We start from the raw sequence: 12,628 nt of genomic DNA, 5'->3' as shown, positions 1-12,628 counted from the left end.
ACGTTGCGCAATGCTGCCCGGTCGCATCTTTACACCACTCGATAAGGATGTGCGTCATGAAAGCGATCAAGCAATTGTTCACTGGCCTTGCCCTGATTGGCACCCTGGGCGCCGCTTCGGCCTGGGCTGATCAGCCTGGCGCTGACTGGAAAGTGAACAAAGACCAGGCCGAGGCGGCCCTGAAAGGTGCCGGCTACACCCAGATCACCAAGATCGAGGCAGACGATGGTCACTGGGAAGGTGAGGGCATCAAGGCCGATGGCAAGCAGTATGAGTTCAAGGTCGACCCTCGCGATGGGCGCATCGTCAAGGATGAGTTGGACGACTGATCAGGTGCCAGGCCCGCGCAGTCGTGCGGGCCTGGTGCGTTCGATCAGCGGCGGAGCAGGCGCGACACCACCAGGGTGATGGCTGCGATAATTGCCAGTGCGGCAATGGGTTTTTCCTTGACGAAGGTCGACACGCAATCCACGGCATCGCCGTAGCTCTTGGTCACCTGGCCTGCCGCCTGGCGGCCTTCGCCTTCGGCTTCCAGTGCCGGGTCATCTACCAGCCGGCCCACAGCGCTCTGTGCCTTGCCTGCAAGATTCTCTGCTACACCTTCGATCTGTTCGCGCTTCATGGTTTGGTCATCCTTTCTCTGAACGGCATGGGTTAACAGCACAAGGTTAGGGCGCCTAGGGTGTGGAATGGTTCAAACTCAGCGTAATCGGTGCAGCCTTGGCCATCTCGCCGTCAGCGTGCCTTGTCTTCCAGCAGGCGCGCTCCGCTGCCTTGCTGGCCCAGTACGTCCTGCGGGTTACGCAGCGGGCATTCATCGAGTGACAGGCAGCCGCAGCCTATGCAGTTGTCGAGGTTGTCGCGCAAGGCCTCGAGCATGCGAATGCGGCTGTTCAGGTCTTCGCGCCAGGCGCTGGACATTTCGCTCCACTGGGCGGCCGTGAGCTTGCTGTTGGGCGGATAGCGCCCCAGGGCGCGCTTGATTTCTTCCAGGGCGATGCCGGTACGTTGGGCCACCTTGATGATTGCCAGCGTGCGCAGCACCAGGGACGGGTAGCGGCGCTGGTTGCCAGCCGTGCGGGTGCTGGCGATCAAGCCTTTGCTTTCGTAGAAGTGCAACGCCGATACGGCCACGCCGCTGCGTCTGGCCACTTCGCCCACCGTCAGCATCCGGGTTTTGTCCGCTGCCATGCGTCTTTTCTCCAGAGTCAGGGGGCAGGTGAGGGGGAGCGGTCCCGGCGCATCTGCGTCACCAGGCTAAAACGGTCGGCAGGGTGGACCGTTTCAGAGACTGCCATCAAATCACCGTTTTCTTCACGGTAGTGGCGGATGATCTCAAGCCCGGGCGCCCCAACCTCGGCTTTCAGGGCACGGGCCACCTCGGCGCTGAGCACCACAGCCCGTACCTGCTGGTCCACCACCGCGATCACCCGGCCATAGTGCTGCTCGATGAGCCCTGCAATCAGCTGATCGGGGTTTGCCTGAGCCTTCTCGATGACCTGTTCGTAGTCCCGTTGCGCGTACACATCCGTCCAGCACAGCGGCGCGGCGTTCTGCTGGTGGTCTATACGGATGCTGGACACACAGAAGTAATGCTCGCCCGGCACCAGGCCCAGCCGGGCCGCCTCGCTCAGGTCCGCCACAAAGTGACGCACGTTCTGGATTTCCCGCTGCTGGGTCTCGGCAAGGTGGGCGAGGTCGGCAATGCTGGCCAGCGAGTGGGAATAACCACCACGCGGGCTGCTGGCCTCGACCCGGGTACCCACGCGCTTGCGCCGCGACACCATGCCCTGGCCCAGCAACTGGTCAATCGCCGCCCGCACCGTGTGGCGGCTCACGCTGTACAGCTCGCACAGCTCGAACTCGGTGGGCAGCAAGCCGCCCACCGGGTAGCGGCCGCTGGCAATGGCCTCCATCAAGTCCTTGGCCACGATGGCATAGCGCGCCTTGTTCATACCTTTGGTCTGTCTCGCAAATTTCGTCGGTTGACAGTGTAACAGCGACGAGGCAAGAATTATGTACGTACATTACATATATGTACGGTCAAAAAATAACATTTCAGGATTTCAGCCCATGTCCACCACTGTTTTCGACTCCACCCTGTTCCGCGACATGTTCGGCACTGCCGAAATGCGTGCCGTGTTCTCAGACAAATCGCTGATCGAGCGGTACATCGAAGTGGAGGTAGCCCTGGCCAAGGCCCAGGCGCGCTGCGGTGTGGTGCCTGCCGAAGCGGCCGCTCAGATCGCCCGGCTGTCGCGCTACGAAGACCTGGACCTGGCGCTGATGCAGCATGAAACGGAGATTGTCGGCTACCCGATCCTGCCGTTGGTGGAGCAGCTGTCCAAGCTGTGTGGCGAGGCTGGCCGCTACGTGCACTGGGGCGCCACCACGCAGGACATCATGGACACTGCCGTGGTGCTGCAAGTACGCGCTGCACTGGCCATCGTCGGCCGGGATATCCAGGCCGTTCGCGGCCTGCTGGCGGAGCTGGCGCAGCGTTACCGTGACACGCCGATGGCCGGCCGCACGCACCTGCAGCACGCGCTGCCCATCACCTTTGGCTACAAGTGTGCCGTGTGGCTGAGCATGTTTGACCGCCATGCCGAGCGCCTGGTGCAACTGCGCTCACGGGTAGAAGTGGGACAGTTCGCCGGTGCCGCCGGTACCCTGGCTTCGCTGGGTGACAAAGGCCTGGAGGTGCAGGCCGCGCTGATGGACGAACTGGGCCTGGGCATACCGCAGGCTACCTGGCACGTGGCGCGCGACGGGCTGGCCGAAGCGCTGAACTTCCTGGGCCTGGTCAGCGCCTCGCTGGGCAAGGTGGCGCTGGACATCATGATGATGATGACCAGCGAGTTGGGCGAAGCCTACGAGCCGTTCGTCAAGGGCCGCGGCGCCAGCAGCACCATGCCGCAGAAGCGCAACCCCATCTCCTGCGAGCTGATGTACGCCGCGGCCAAGGGCGTGCGCCAGCAGGCCGGCCTGATGCTCGATGCCATGATCCAGGACTTCGAGCGCTCCACCGGCCCATGGCAGGCCGAATGGATCGCCATACCCGAAGCGTTCGCGCTGACCGCCGCCTCCCTGGGCCAGGCGCGGTTCATGCTGGCCGGGCTGGACGTGCGCACCGAGCGCATGCGCAAGAACCTGGACATGACCCAGGGCCTTATCGTTGCCGAAGCCGTGATGATGGGGCTTGCCCCGGCCTTGGGCCGCCAGGTGGCGCATGACGTGGTGTATGCCGCCTGCCGCCTGGCCAACGACCAGGGCATCAGCCTGCTGGAAGCCCTCAAGGCCCAGGGTGAAGCGACTGCGCGCCTGGACATGGCAACGCTGGAGCACCTGTGCGACCCGGGCAACTACCTGGGCCTGGCGCCACAGATGGTCGACCAGGCACTGGCCTGGCCCGCTGCCGTACCCCGCTGAAAGCCCGCTGCCCGGCCAGGTCGGGCCATGACGGGTGACTTCCTACAAAAACAATGAGAACGCTACCATGGCTTCCACTTCGAAAAAGCCGCTGTACAAGGACCTCACGTTCCAGGTGCTGGCGGCAATGCTGCTCGGTATTGCCTTCGGCTTCATCGCCCCCGAACTCGCTGCCAAGTTCAAGATGCTCGGGGACATCTTTCTCAAGTTGATCAAGACGGCCGTAGCACCCCTGGTGTTCTTCACCGTGGTGCACGGTATTGCCTCCGCCGGCGACATCAAGCGGGTCGGCAAGGTGGGCTGGCGGGCGTTGGTGTACTTCGAGCTGTTGTCCACCTTCGCCCTGGCGCTGGGGCTGCTGTGGGGCAACCTGATCGGCATCGGCTCGGGCATGCACGGGGCCCACGCCAGCGGGGCGGCCACGGCGGCGGCCAGCGCAGCGGTGGCCACAGGGCATGCGCCCACGTCCACGGTCGAGTTTATCTACGGCATCTTCCCCGACAACTTCGTCGGTGCCTTCGCCGGCGGGCAGTTGTTGCAGGTGCTGGTGATTGCGGTGCTGTTCGGCTTCGCGTTGCTGGCGCTCAAGCAGGACCGCCGGGTGGTGATCGAGGACGGCCTGAACCGGGTATCGGAATGCTTCTTCGAGTTCATCAACCTGATCATGAAGTTCGCCCCGCTCGGTGCATTTGGCTCCGTTGCCTATGCCGTGGGCAGCAATGGCTCGGCCGTGCTCATGTCGCTGGCCAACCTGGTGCTGATGTTCTACCTGGCCATCGCGTTCTTCCTGTTCGTGGTGCTGGGCGCCGTGTGCCGGCTCTCGGGCTTCAGCCTGTGGCGCTTCTTGCGCTATATCAAGGACGAGATCCTGATCGTGCTGGGCACGGCCTCGTCGGAAAGCGCATTGCCGCGCTTGCTGCAGAAGCTCGAGCGCTTCGGCTGCTCCAAGCAGAGCGTTGGCCTGGTGTTGCCCACCGGTTACGCGTTCAACCTCGACGGTACGTCCATCTACATGTCGATGTGCGTGCTGTTTATCGCCAACGCCTACGGTGTGCCGCTGGGCTGGGAGCAACAACTGGGTATTCTGGCCATCATGCTGGTGACCTCCAAGGGCGCCGCCGCCGTATCCGGTGGCAGCTTTGTGGTGTTCGCCGCCACGGTGACGGCCATCGGTATACTGCCGGTGGAAGGGCTGGCACTGCTGTTTGGCGTATACCGCTTCATGTCCATGACCATGGCAGCCTGCAACACCATCGGCAACAGCGTGGCGACCGTAGTGGTGGCCAAGTGGGCGGGGGAGTTCACAGAGCAGTCGGCGCGTGAGGAATACACCCGCGTGCTGGGCCGAGCGCCAGGTGCCGTGCTTTGACATGATTCACCCAGCAAAACGTGCCGGGGCGCTTGCGCCCCAGGCATTCAGCTGGCCGGGCGTGTTCTGAGCAACAACGCCCCCAGCGCGCAGCCGAGCAGTGCCAGGCACGCCAGGTAGAACGCGTCGCTGTAGGCCATCAGGTAGGCTTCGCGGCGAATGGTCCCGGTCAGCCCTTCCAGCATCTGCTGCGGGTGGGGCAGCCAGGTGGGCACCGTTTGGCCGAGGCGGGCCTGCACCTGGGGCTCGAATACCGTCACGTGCTCATGGATGCGCGCACTGTGAAAGCGCTCGCGGCTCGCCACCAGTTGGGTCAGCCCTGCGGTACCAATGGCACCGCCCAGGTTGCGCAGCATCGAGAACACCGCAGACGCCGAGCCGGCCTCGCGCTTGTCCAGCCCGGCCACGGCCAGTACCGACAAGGCCACCATGATGAACGGCTGCCCGATGCCACGCACCACCGTGGATGGGATGATCACGTTGTCGGCGCTGTCCGCGCTCAGGCTGGCCCCCAGCCAGCACCCCAGGGCCATGATCAGAAAGCCGCTGGCGACCATGAACTTGGCACTGGTCCAGCCCATTAGCCGCGGCATCAGCGGCGCCAGCACCAATTGCACAACCCCATAGGCAACCAAGGTGACGCCCACATCGTGGGCGCTGAACCCCTGTATCTGGGATAGATAGTTGGGCACCAGAAACACCAGGCCAAACGTGGCGGCACCGAAGATGAACATCGCCAGGCTGGCCACGCCGAAGTTGTAGCGGCCCAGCAAGCGCAGGTTGATGAAGGCGCGGCGGCCAAGCAACTGCGTCGCCACGAACACCACCAGGGCGGCCGCCGACACCACGCTCATGCCGGTGATGAAGGGCGAGCCGAACCAGTCCAGCCGGCCGCCTTCCTCCAGCACCACCTGCAGGCCCCCCAGGCCGACCACCATGGCCGCGATGCCAGGCCAGTCACCCTTGCGCAACAACTGCAACTGCATGGGTTTGGCGTCGATCGACCAGGCGATGGCCATCAGCAGGGCGATGCCGGGGAACAGCTGCAGGTAGAAGATCCAGCGCCAGGAGTAGGCATCGGTCAGCCAACCGCCGATGGACGGGCCTGCCGCCTGTGCCACACTGTTGGCCAGGCTGAACAGCGCCATGCCCATGGCCACGCGGCTGGGTGGCAGTTCGGTGATGATCAGCTGGAACGACAACGGGATCAGCACGGCCCCGGCGGCACCCTGGATAACCCGAATGGCAATCATTGCCTCCAGGTTGGGCGCCCAGGAACAGGCCACCGAGGCGATCAGGAAGATCAGGGAGCCGGTCCACATCACCCTGCGCAGCGAAAACACCTCCACCAACCATGCCGTCAACGGAATCATCACGATCTCGGCCACCAGGTAGGCGGTGGAAATCCATGAGCCTTCTTCGAAGCTGGCGCCCAGCGAGCCGCGAATTTCCGGCAGGGCAGCACTGGTGACGTGCACGTTCATGCCCGCCATGAAGCAGCCGAACAGGCCCCCCAGCACGGCCACCCAGGCACGCAACGGCACTGCAGGTTCAGGGCGCATCGGCAGGCTCCGCATCGCGAGTATCCACGGTGGCCACCACCGACATGCCTGGCCGCAGTGGGCCGTGCAGCGGTGAATCGAGCAGGATGCGCACGGGAAAGCGCTGCACGATCTTGGTGAAGTTGCCGGTGGCGTTATCGGACGGCAGCAGGGCGAAGACGTTGCCCGAGGCAGGCGAGAAACTCGCCACGTGCCCCTGCAGTGGCTTACCGGCGAAGCTGTCCACCTGAATGCGCACTGCTTGCCCGGGGCGCATACGGGTCAACTGGGTTTCCTTGTAGTTGGCCACCACGTAGGCCTGCTGTAACGGCACAACCGCCAGCAGTGGCTGGCCGGGCACCACGTACTGGCCGGCACGCGCTCGGCGTTGGCCGACGACGCCGTCGATCGGGGCGCGGATAACGGTGTCCTGCTCGTCAAGCTCGGCCAACTGCTGTTCTGCGCGGGCACGGGCCAGGGCAGCCTGGCGTTGCTCCAGTGTGGCATCGGCCTGAGCGGCAAGGGCCTTGGCCACACGCTGCTGCGCCCGCTGCTCACGCCAGGCTGCTTTGGCGCCTTGCTCGGTGGCCAGCGCCTGGCTGGCCTGGGCGCTGGCGCTTTCCAGCCGTTGCCGGGTGGCGGCTTCGTCGCGCACCAGGCCGCGGTAGCGCTGCAGGTCCAGCTGGCTTCGCTGGCGTTCGGCCCGGGCGCTGCGTACGGCTGCTTCGGCCTGGAGCACAGCCTGTTGTTGCTGGTTGATGCGCTCGGCCGCCACCTGTTGATGGGCCCGGGCCGCCGTGACTGCCGCCTTGGCTTCTGCCACGGCGGCCATGGCGCTGCCCAGGCGGGCGCGATAGTCGCGTGCCTGCAGGCGTACCAGTACATCGCCCGCTTTTACCGGCTGGTCGTCGTTCACTTCCACCTTGGCTACATAACCGGCCACACGCGGGCTGAGTGCTACCCAGTCTGCACGCACATAGGCGTCATCGGTGCTTTCCAGGTAGCGGCCTGTGGTCACCCAGTAAAAGGTAAACGCCAGCGTGGCGAGCAGGCCCACCGCACCGGCACTCATTGACATCAGGCGCTTGCTTGCCAGGCTGCGGGCCTGGGGCTCGGTAGACGCCGGTGTGGAGGTTTGTGCGGCAGCATTCATGGTGGTTGCTTCCTGGGTGAGACTGTTGCGGGTGTGTTGCAATGAACTACCGTTCGGCGACGAGGCTTACCAGCCGCCGCCCAGTGCGCGGAACAACTCGATCTGGGCACTGGCAACACTGCCTTGGGCGGCGATGTGGCGGTCTTGCAGGCGGATCAGCTCGCGCTCACTGTCGAGCAGTGCCAGGCCGTCCACGGTGCCAGCACGGTGGTTGCTGCGGGCCAGGTCATAGCCGCGCTGGCTATGCGCCAGGGCACTGGCCAGTGCCTGCAGGCGTTGCTGCGTGGCGTCATGGCGCGCCAGCGCCTGGCGGACGTCTTTCAGAGCCCCCAGCGCCACGCTCTGGTGATGGGCAACCTGGGCTTGCTGCAGCGCCTGGGCCTTGCTCAGGCGGGCACGGTTGGCCTTGAGGTTGGGGAATTCCCAGTGGATCAACGGGCCGATGCCGAAGGTAATCGCCCGGCTGCCCCCCACATTGCCCAGCCGGTGGTCTGAGGCGCTGAGTTGGGCACCGAAACTGACTTTGGGGTACAGGTCGGCCTTGGCGATCTGCGTTTGCAGGCTCGCGGCCTGCAACTCACGTTCGGCCTGGCGCACGTCTGGCCGGCGCGCAAGCAGGTGCCAGCCATCGCCGGCTGGCAACGGGCCTGTGAGCCTGGGGATGGCTATGCAGGGCGGCTGCGCCTGAACGGTTGCCTGCCCGCCCAGCATGCTCAGCTCGAACTGCGCAATGTCGCGCCCGGCCTCAAGCACTGGCAGCCGTGCCCGCACCTGGTCACGCAGGCTGAGCAACCGTTCGCTGTCCAGTGCGGTAGCGGCGCCAGCCTGGCGTTGACGATCACTGAGCCATACGCTGTTGTCCAGCGTGCTCAGGGCTTGGTGCGCGGCTGCTATTCGGGCCTGGTAGACGCACTGTTGCACGTACGCCCGGGTGGTCTGGGCGACTACCTGCAACCGCAGCAGGTCGTGGGCCGCCGCGCTCGCCTGCGCGTGCGCTGAGGCCCGCTCGATGGCGGCCTGCACCTGGCCCCAGGCGTCCACCTGGTAGGCCAGCTCGACACCGGGGCTGAACTGCCATTGGGCCGCAGCATGGGTATGGGTCGCCTCGGCGAGGGTCTGGTCATCGGTGCTTTTGCCGTAGGTGGCGGCTATGTTCAGCGAGGTGGCAGGCAGGCGCTGCGCCTGGAGTTCACCCATACCTGCCAGCATGGCCTGCAGGTTCGCCTTGGCCTGCGCCAGGTCCTGGTTGTTGGCGAGGGCCTGTTCGACCCAGCGGTCGAGTTGCGGGGCGCGCAGTAACTGCCACCACCGCTCAGGCACTGGTTGCTGGCTGATGCTAGCCGAGGTATCAGTCAGCGGGTTGGGCAGGCTGCCTGCGAACGTGAGGTCGGGTGCAGGCTGCCGGGCGCAGGCTGCCAGCAGGCTCAAGCCGATCACGGTGCACAGCCGTGTGGGGGAGGGCAGGGTTGGCAGTAAACGCATCACGACGCTCTCGGAAGGTGTGATGCGAGGTTAGCGAGAGCGCAACGGGCGGCGCTGCCGCAAGCGGGACAACCCTGCGCGTCAGCAGGACAATGTGCGCTCGCCAGGGCGGGGGTTCTGGCATTGGCTGGGGGCGTAGCCAAGGATGCGCTTGAACATCGCCGCGAAGGCGCTGGCGCTCTGGTAGCCGTGGTCCAGGGCGACAGCGAGAATGGGCTGGCCAGCCGCCAGGCGTTGCTGGCTCAGCATTACCCGCGCCCTGGCTCGCCATTGCCCATGGGACATGCCCAGTTCACGCTGGAACAGCCGGGCCACGTTGCGCGCACTCATGTTCAGCTGCTGGCCGCACTGCTCCAGGGTGAGGTCCTGGGCGGGGGCCTGCAGGAAGCGTTCGCACCAGGTGCGCAGGCGTGCATGACGGGGCATTGGGATGAAGGTATCGACGCGCACGGCACCGGCCAGTTCGGCCAGGATCAGCGCCCGCACGTGGTCGCCATCCTGTACGCCCAGCATGCGCGAGGCGGCGAGTATCAGTTCGCGCAGCAGGCCTGATACCACGATTACTTGGCAGGTTTCGACCTGCGCTTCAAGCAACAGGGACCGCATGGACACCACGCCCTCGGTGCGAATGCCATGGCTGACCCCGGCTGGCATCCATAGCGCATGGCCGCCCTGAATCACCCAGTTGCCGCGCTCGCTGCTGACATGCACCACGCCACTGGCCGCGTAGATCAACTGGTCATGGGCGTGGCAGTGACTGGCGACGACATCGCCGTGGGTGTAGTCCATTTCAAGCGTTTGCATGCAGGGGATCCTCAATAATGGATCCAATTGTAAGCCTGTCAAAGCTGCTCAAGATTGCTCAGAATGTCTGATACGTAGGGTTTATTGATCAAATATCGCTTCAATGGAGCGATCAGTGATGTTCAATTGCTTGGCTGCACACTGTTCAAGCAAGGCTGGGCGAACCGCCTACGCGTTCGCCCAAAGCGTTTAGTGGCATTCAGATTCCAGTTTGAGCAGATCCTCGAGGGTCTGCCTGCGTCGAATCATCCGCAATGTTCCGGCTTCGATAAGGAACTCTGGCAGCAGCGGCCGGCTGTTGTAGTTGGATGACATGGATGCCCCGTACGCGCCGGCATCATGAATGACCAGCAGGTCGCCCACCTGGGCCTGGGGCAGGTCCTGTGGCGTCAGTTCGTGCTCGTCCTGGGTGAACACGTCACCCGATTCGCAGAGCGGCCCGGCGACGACGGTCGGTTGCCGTGGGCGCTCCACGGGCTGGCCGTTTGCGTCCAGCAGCGTCATGCGGTGGTAGGCCCCGTACATGGCCGGGCGCATCAAGTCGTTGAAGCCGGCGTCGATCATGACGAACGTATTGCGCCCCACCTGCTTCACGGCGCGCACCTCAGCCACCAGGTAACCGGACTCGGCTACCAGAAAGCGCCCGGGTTCGATTTCCATGCGCACGGGGTGGCCCAGCATGGCTTCGACTTCCTTGCGGGCAACGGCCCAGGTTTGCGCATAGCGCTGCAGGTCAACCGGTTTGTCGGTGCTGCGGTATGGCGTGGACAGCCCGCCGCCGATGGAAAACGCCTCGATATCGGTGCCCAGGCGGCCCACGAGCTCGATCATCGACCTGGCCACCTGCTCCAGGTGCTGGTAATCCACCCCGGAGCCGATGTGCATGTGCACGCCCACCAGGTGCAAACCGTAGGCCCGGATACACGCCAGTGCCTCGTCCAGTTCTTCGTGCCAGATACCGTGCTTGCTGTTTTCACCGCCGGTATTGGTCTTGCGGCTGTGCCCATGCCCGTAACCCGGGTTGATGCGGATCCACACCCGGTGCCCTGGGGAACGTTCCCCCAACTGGCGCAGCATGTCGATGGAGCCTGCATTCACCTCGATGTGCTCGGCCACCACGCGCTCGAGGGTGGCCCGGTCCAGTGCATCGCAGGTCAGCACCACCCCGGCAGGTTCGCCATCCACGCGAGCGCCCGCGGCAAAGGCGCGTTCCATTTCACCCAGTGATACGGCATCCAGCACCAGCCCGTGGGCACGCATCAGGCGCAGTACATGCAGGTTGGGGTTGGCCTTTTGGGCAAAGCGCACGGTGTCGAACACCTGCAACTGGCTGATGCGCTCGGCGATGGTGGCGGCATCATAGGCCCAAAGCGGCGAGCCATGCTGGCGAACGGCGTCGGCAAGCAGGGTGAAGGGTGCAGTCATGGTCAGGTTCTTCATAGGTGGCAAAGGTAAGCAGCATGGGCGAAACCTTCAATTCATAAAAATAGCTTTTCTTTTGTTAATCATTCATTTTGGATATGCCCGTCCATTACTCCCGGGATTGCGATGCCACTCACTGCCCGCCACATCGAAGTGTTTCGCGCCATCATGACTGCCGGCAGCGTCACGGGCGCCGCGCGGCTGCTGTTCACGTCGCAGCCTACTGTCAGCCGCGAGCTTGCTCGCCTGGAGCAGGTTTCGGGGCTGCACCTGTTCGAGCGGGAAAGTGGCCGGCTGGTAGCCACTGCCCAGGCGCTGTTGTTGATCCAGGAGGTGGAGCGGGCGTATGTGGGGCTGGAGCGGATCGATCGCTTCGCCCAGGCCATCCGCAACTTCGAGCAAGGCCGGCTGGCCATCACTTGCCTGCCCCTGTTCTCGCAAACGTTATTGCCCCGAGCCTGCCAGCGCTTTCATCAGCAGCACCGGGGCGTCAGCGTGAGCATCCTGGCGCAGGAGTCACCGCTGCTGGAGGAGTCACTGGTTGCCCAGCAGCACGATCTTGGCCTGACAGAAACCGAGCAGGTGCCCCGTGGCGCGTATGGCGAGTTGCTGTTCAGCGCCAGCATGGTGTGCGTGCTGCCCGAGCATCACCCGCTGCAGGCCAAGGCCGAGCTCGCGCTCAGTGACTTCCACGAGGTCGACTTCATCAACCTGGCCAGCCTTGACACGTACCGCCAGCGCCTGGACCAGCAGTTCCGCGCGGCCGGGGTAAACCGGCGTACGGTGATCGAAACCACCAGTGCGGCATCCGTGTGCGCGATGGTCAGGCAAGGCCTGGGCGTGGCGATCATCAACCCGTTGAGCGGGTTGGAGGCGGCGCAGGCTGGGTTGCCGATCAGAAGGTTGCAGGTGCAGGTGCCCTACAAGGTCATGTTGATCCGGCCAGACCACCGCCCGGCCTCCACAGCCGTGGCGCCGTTCTGCGAAGCCTTGCGCGAGCAGGCCCGGCAGATGCAGCTTGCCCTGCGCTAGGCATCAAAGGTCGCAGACAAACGTACCGGTGCCATCCAGGATGTTTTCCAGGGTCTGCCTGACCTCATCCAGGTCGCTCAACTCACTGGTCAGGTTGATCTGCAGCACCTCATCGCCCTTCAGGGCATCGCGGTCGCCGGCGGCCACTTCGATCAGCAGGCGGCGGGCGCTCAGGGTCACTTTCAGCCCATCCAGGGTCGATGGCTCGTCGTCCAGGGTGAGGTCCACCGTGTCTTCGTCCGGGTAGCGAGTCAGCAGGAACATCTGGCCCTTGTCACTGTGGCAGCACAGGGTAGCCATGTTGTCTTCCTCGTCATCGCAAGGGGTAGCGAACAGCAGGGCGGTATCGATTTGCATGGCAAGGGCTCGGATCAAAGGAAACGGAAGGGAATTCTG

The 12,628-nt window shown here is 64.4% G+C and carries 13 protein-coding genes; 4 read left to right on the top strand and 9 right to left on the bottom strand.

Translation table 11 applies throughout. The annotated features are described in order from the left end of the window. Nucleotides 1-56: 56 nt before the first annotated feature. Nucleotides 57-329, top strand: coding sequence for a PepSY domain-containing protein (locus IAE38_RS08680; protein WP_028632404.1), 273 nt, complete (start codon nucleotides 57-59; stop codon nucleotides 327-329). A 44-nt stretch (nucleotides 330-373) separates the two neighbouring features. Here IAE38_RS08680 and IAE38_RS08675 read toward each other — a convergent pair whose 3' ends face one another. From IAE38_RS08675 to IAE38_RS08665, 3 genes are all read right to left on the bottom strand, one after another. Further along, nucleotides 374-622 carry a CsbD family protein gene (locus tag IAE38_RS08675; protein ID WP_201217073.1) on the bottom strand — a complete coding sequence of 83 codons (249 nt, stop codon included), beginning with the start codon at nucleotides 620-622 and terminating at the stop codon, nucleotides 374-376. A 113-nt stretch (nucleotides 623-735) separates the two neighbouring features. Beyond that, nucleotides 736-1,191: a redox-sensitive transcriptional activator SoxR gene (gene soxR / locus IAE38_RS08670; RefSeq protein WP_201162692.1), complete on the bottom strand. Its 456-nt coding sequence runs from the start codon at nucleotides 1,189-1,191 to the stop codon at nucleotides 736-738. 17 nt (nucleotides 1,192-1,208) lie between these two features. Continuing rightward, nucleotides 1,209-1,955 (bottom strand): GntR family transcriptional regulator, encoded by a 747-nt coding sequence (locus tag IAE38_RS08665; protein WP_201217070.1) that lies wholly within the window; start codon nucleotides 1,953-1,955, stop codon nucleotides 1,209-1,211. Between the two features lie 118 nt (nucleotides 1,956-2,073). Between IAE38_RS08665 and IAE38_RS08660 the strand changes: the two genes are divergently transcribed. Both IAE38_RS08660 and IAE38_RS08655 read left to right on the top strand, forming a co-directional pair. Beyond that, nucleotides 2,074-3,429 carry a class-II fumarase/aspartase family protein gene (locus tag IAE38_RS08660; protein WP_201217067.1) on the top strand — a complete coding sequence of 452 codons (1,356 nt, stop codon included), beginning with the start codon at nucleotides 2,074-2,076 and terminating at the stop codon, nucleotides 3,427-3,429. Between the two features lie 67 nt (nucleotides 3,430-3,496). Next, the gene (locus IAE38_RS08655) at nucleotides 3,497-4,798 is read left to right on the top strand and encodes a cation:dicarboxylate symporter family transporter (RefSeq protein WP_201217064.1); all 1,302 of its coding nucleotides are present in this window, start codon (nucleotides 3,497-3,499) and stop codon (nucleotides 4,796-4,798) included. A gap of 47 nt (nucleotides 4,799-4,845) precedes the next feature. Here IAE38_RS08655 and IAE38_RS08650 read toward each other — a convergent pair whose 3' ends face one another. From IAE38_RS08650 to lysA, 5 genes are all read right to left on the bottom strand, one after another. Next, entirely contained in the window at nucleotides 4,846-6,360 is a 1,515-nt protein-coding gene (locus IAE38_RS08650) for a DHA2 family efflux MFS transporter permease subunit (RefSeq protein ID WP_201217061.1), read from the bottom strand. Continuing rightward, a complete protein-coding gene (locus tag IAE38_RS08645; protein ID WP_442968272.1) occupies nucleotides 6,350-7,417 on the bottom strand; it encodes an HlyD family secretion protein in 1,068 nt (355 codons plus the stop codon). Before IAE38_RS08645 ends, IAE38_RS08650 begins: the two co-directional genes overlap by 11 nt. A 141-nt stretch (nucleotides 7,418-7,558) precedes the next feature. Further along, the gene (locus IAE38_RS08640; RefSeq protein ID WP_201217057.1) at nucleotides 7,559-8,974 is read right to left on the bottom strand and encodes a TolC family protein; all 1,416 of its coding nucleotides are present in this window, start codon (nucleotides 8,972-8,974) and stop codon (nucleotides 7,559-7,561) included. Nucleotides 8,975-9,055: 81 nt separating this feature from the next. Then, complete coding sequence (locus tag IAE38_RS08635) at nucleotides 9,056-9,778, bottom strand: AraC family transcriptional regulator (protein ID WP_201162706.1); 723 nt, start codon at nucleotides 9,776-9,778, stop codon at nucleotides 9,056-9,058. Between the two features lie 189 nt (nucleotides 9,779-9,967). After that, a complete protein-coding gene (gene lysA / locus IAE38_RS08630) occupies nucleotides 9,968-11,203 on the bottom strand; it encodes a diaminopimelate decarboxylase (protein WP_201217054.1) in 1,236 nt (411 codons plus the stop codon). A 123-nt stretch (nucleotides 11,204-11,326) separates the two neighbouring features. On the opposite strand from lysA, the gene IAE38_RS08625 reads away from it, so the two are divergent. Beyond that, complete coding sequence (locus IAE38_RS08625) at nucleotides 11,327-12,232, top strand: LysR family transcriptional regulator (RefSeq protein ID WP_201217051.1); 906 nt, start codon at nucleotides 11,327-11,329, stop codon at nucleotides 12,230-12,232. A gap of 3 nt (nucleotides 12,233-12,235) precedes the next feature. Here the strand turns inward: IAE38_RS08625 and IAE38_RS08620 are convergent, their stop codons facing one another. Then, complete coding sequence (locus IAE38_RS08620; RefSeq protein ID WP_201162712.1) at nucleotides 12,236-12,589, bottom strand: hypothetical protein; 354 nt, start codon at nucleotides 12,587-12,589, stop codon at nucleotides 12,236-12,238. Between the last annotated feature and the right edge of the window lie 39 nt (nucleotides 12,590-12,628).

Source organism: Pseudomonas sp. S32 (assembly GCF_016648095.1).
GTDB lineage: Bacteria > Pseudomonadota > Gammaproteobacteria > Pseudomonadales > Pseudomonadaceae > Aquipseudomonas > Aquipseudomonas parafulva.
The sequence above is the reverse complement of the archived record's forward strand: the minus strand, read 5'-3'. Positions and strand labels throughout refer to the sequence as shown.

Coding starts and splice junctions, on each gene's coding strand:
- lysA (WP_201217054.1), bottom strand. CDS start 11,203: ATGACTGCACCCTTCACCCTGCTTGCCGACGCCGTTCGCCAGCATGGC.
- IAE38_RS08650 (WP_201217061.1), bottom strand. CDS start 6,360: ATGCGCCCTGAACCTGCAGTGCCGTTGCGTGCCTGGGTGGCCGTGCTG.
- IAE38_RS08660 (WP_201217067.1), top strand. CDS start 2,074: ATGTCCACCACTGTTTTCGACTCCACCCTGTTCCGCGACATGTTCGGC.
- IAE38_RS08635 (WP_201162706.1), bottom strand. CDS start 9,778: ATGCAAACGCTTGAAATGGACTACACCCACGGCGATGTCGTCGCCAGT.
- IAE38_RS08675 (WP_201217073.1), bottom strand. CDS start 622: ATGAAGCGCGAACAGATCGAAGGTGTAGCAGAGAATCTTGCAGGCAAG.
- IAE38_RS08655 (WP_201217064.1), top strand. CDS start 3,497: ATGGCTTCCACTTCGAAAAAGCCGCTGTACAAGGACCTCACGTTCCAG.
- IAE38_RS08640 (WP_201217057.1), bottom strand. CDS start 8,974: ATGCGTTTACTGCCAACCCTGCCCTCCCCCACACGGCTGTGCACCGTG.
- IAE38_RS08645 (WP_442968272.1), bottom strand. CDS start 7,417: ATGTCAATGAGTGCCGGTGCGGTGGGCCTGCTCGCCACGCTGGCGTTT.
- IAE38_RS08625 (WP_201217051.1), top strand. CDS start 11,327: ATGCCACTCACTGCCCGCCACATCGAAGTGTTTCGCGCCATCATGACT.
- soxR (WP_201162692.1), bottom strand. CDS start 1,191: ATGGCAGCGGACAAAACCCGGATGCTGACGGTGGGCGAAGTGGCCAGA.
- IAE38_RS08665 (WP_201217070.1), bottom strand. CDS start 1,955: ATGAACAAGGCGCGCTATGCCATCGTGGCCAAGGACTTGATGGAGGCC.
- IAE38_RS08680 (WP_028632404.1), top strand. CDS start 57: ATGAAAGCGATCAAGCAATTGTTCACTGGCCTTGCCCTGATTGGCACC.
- IAE38_RS08620 (WP_201162712.1), bottom strand. CDS start 12,589: ATGCAAATCGATACCGCCCTGCTGTTCGCTACCCCTTGCGATGACGAG.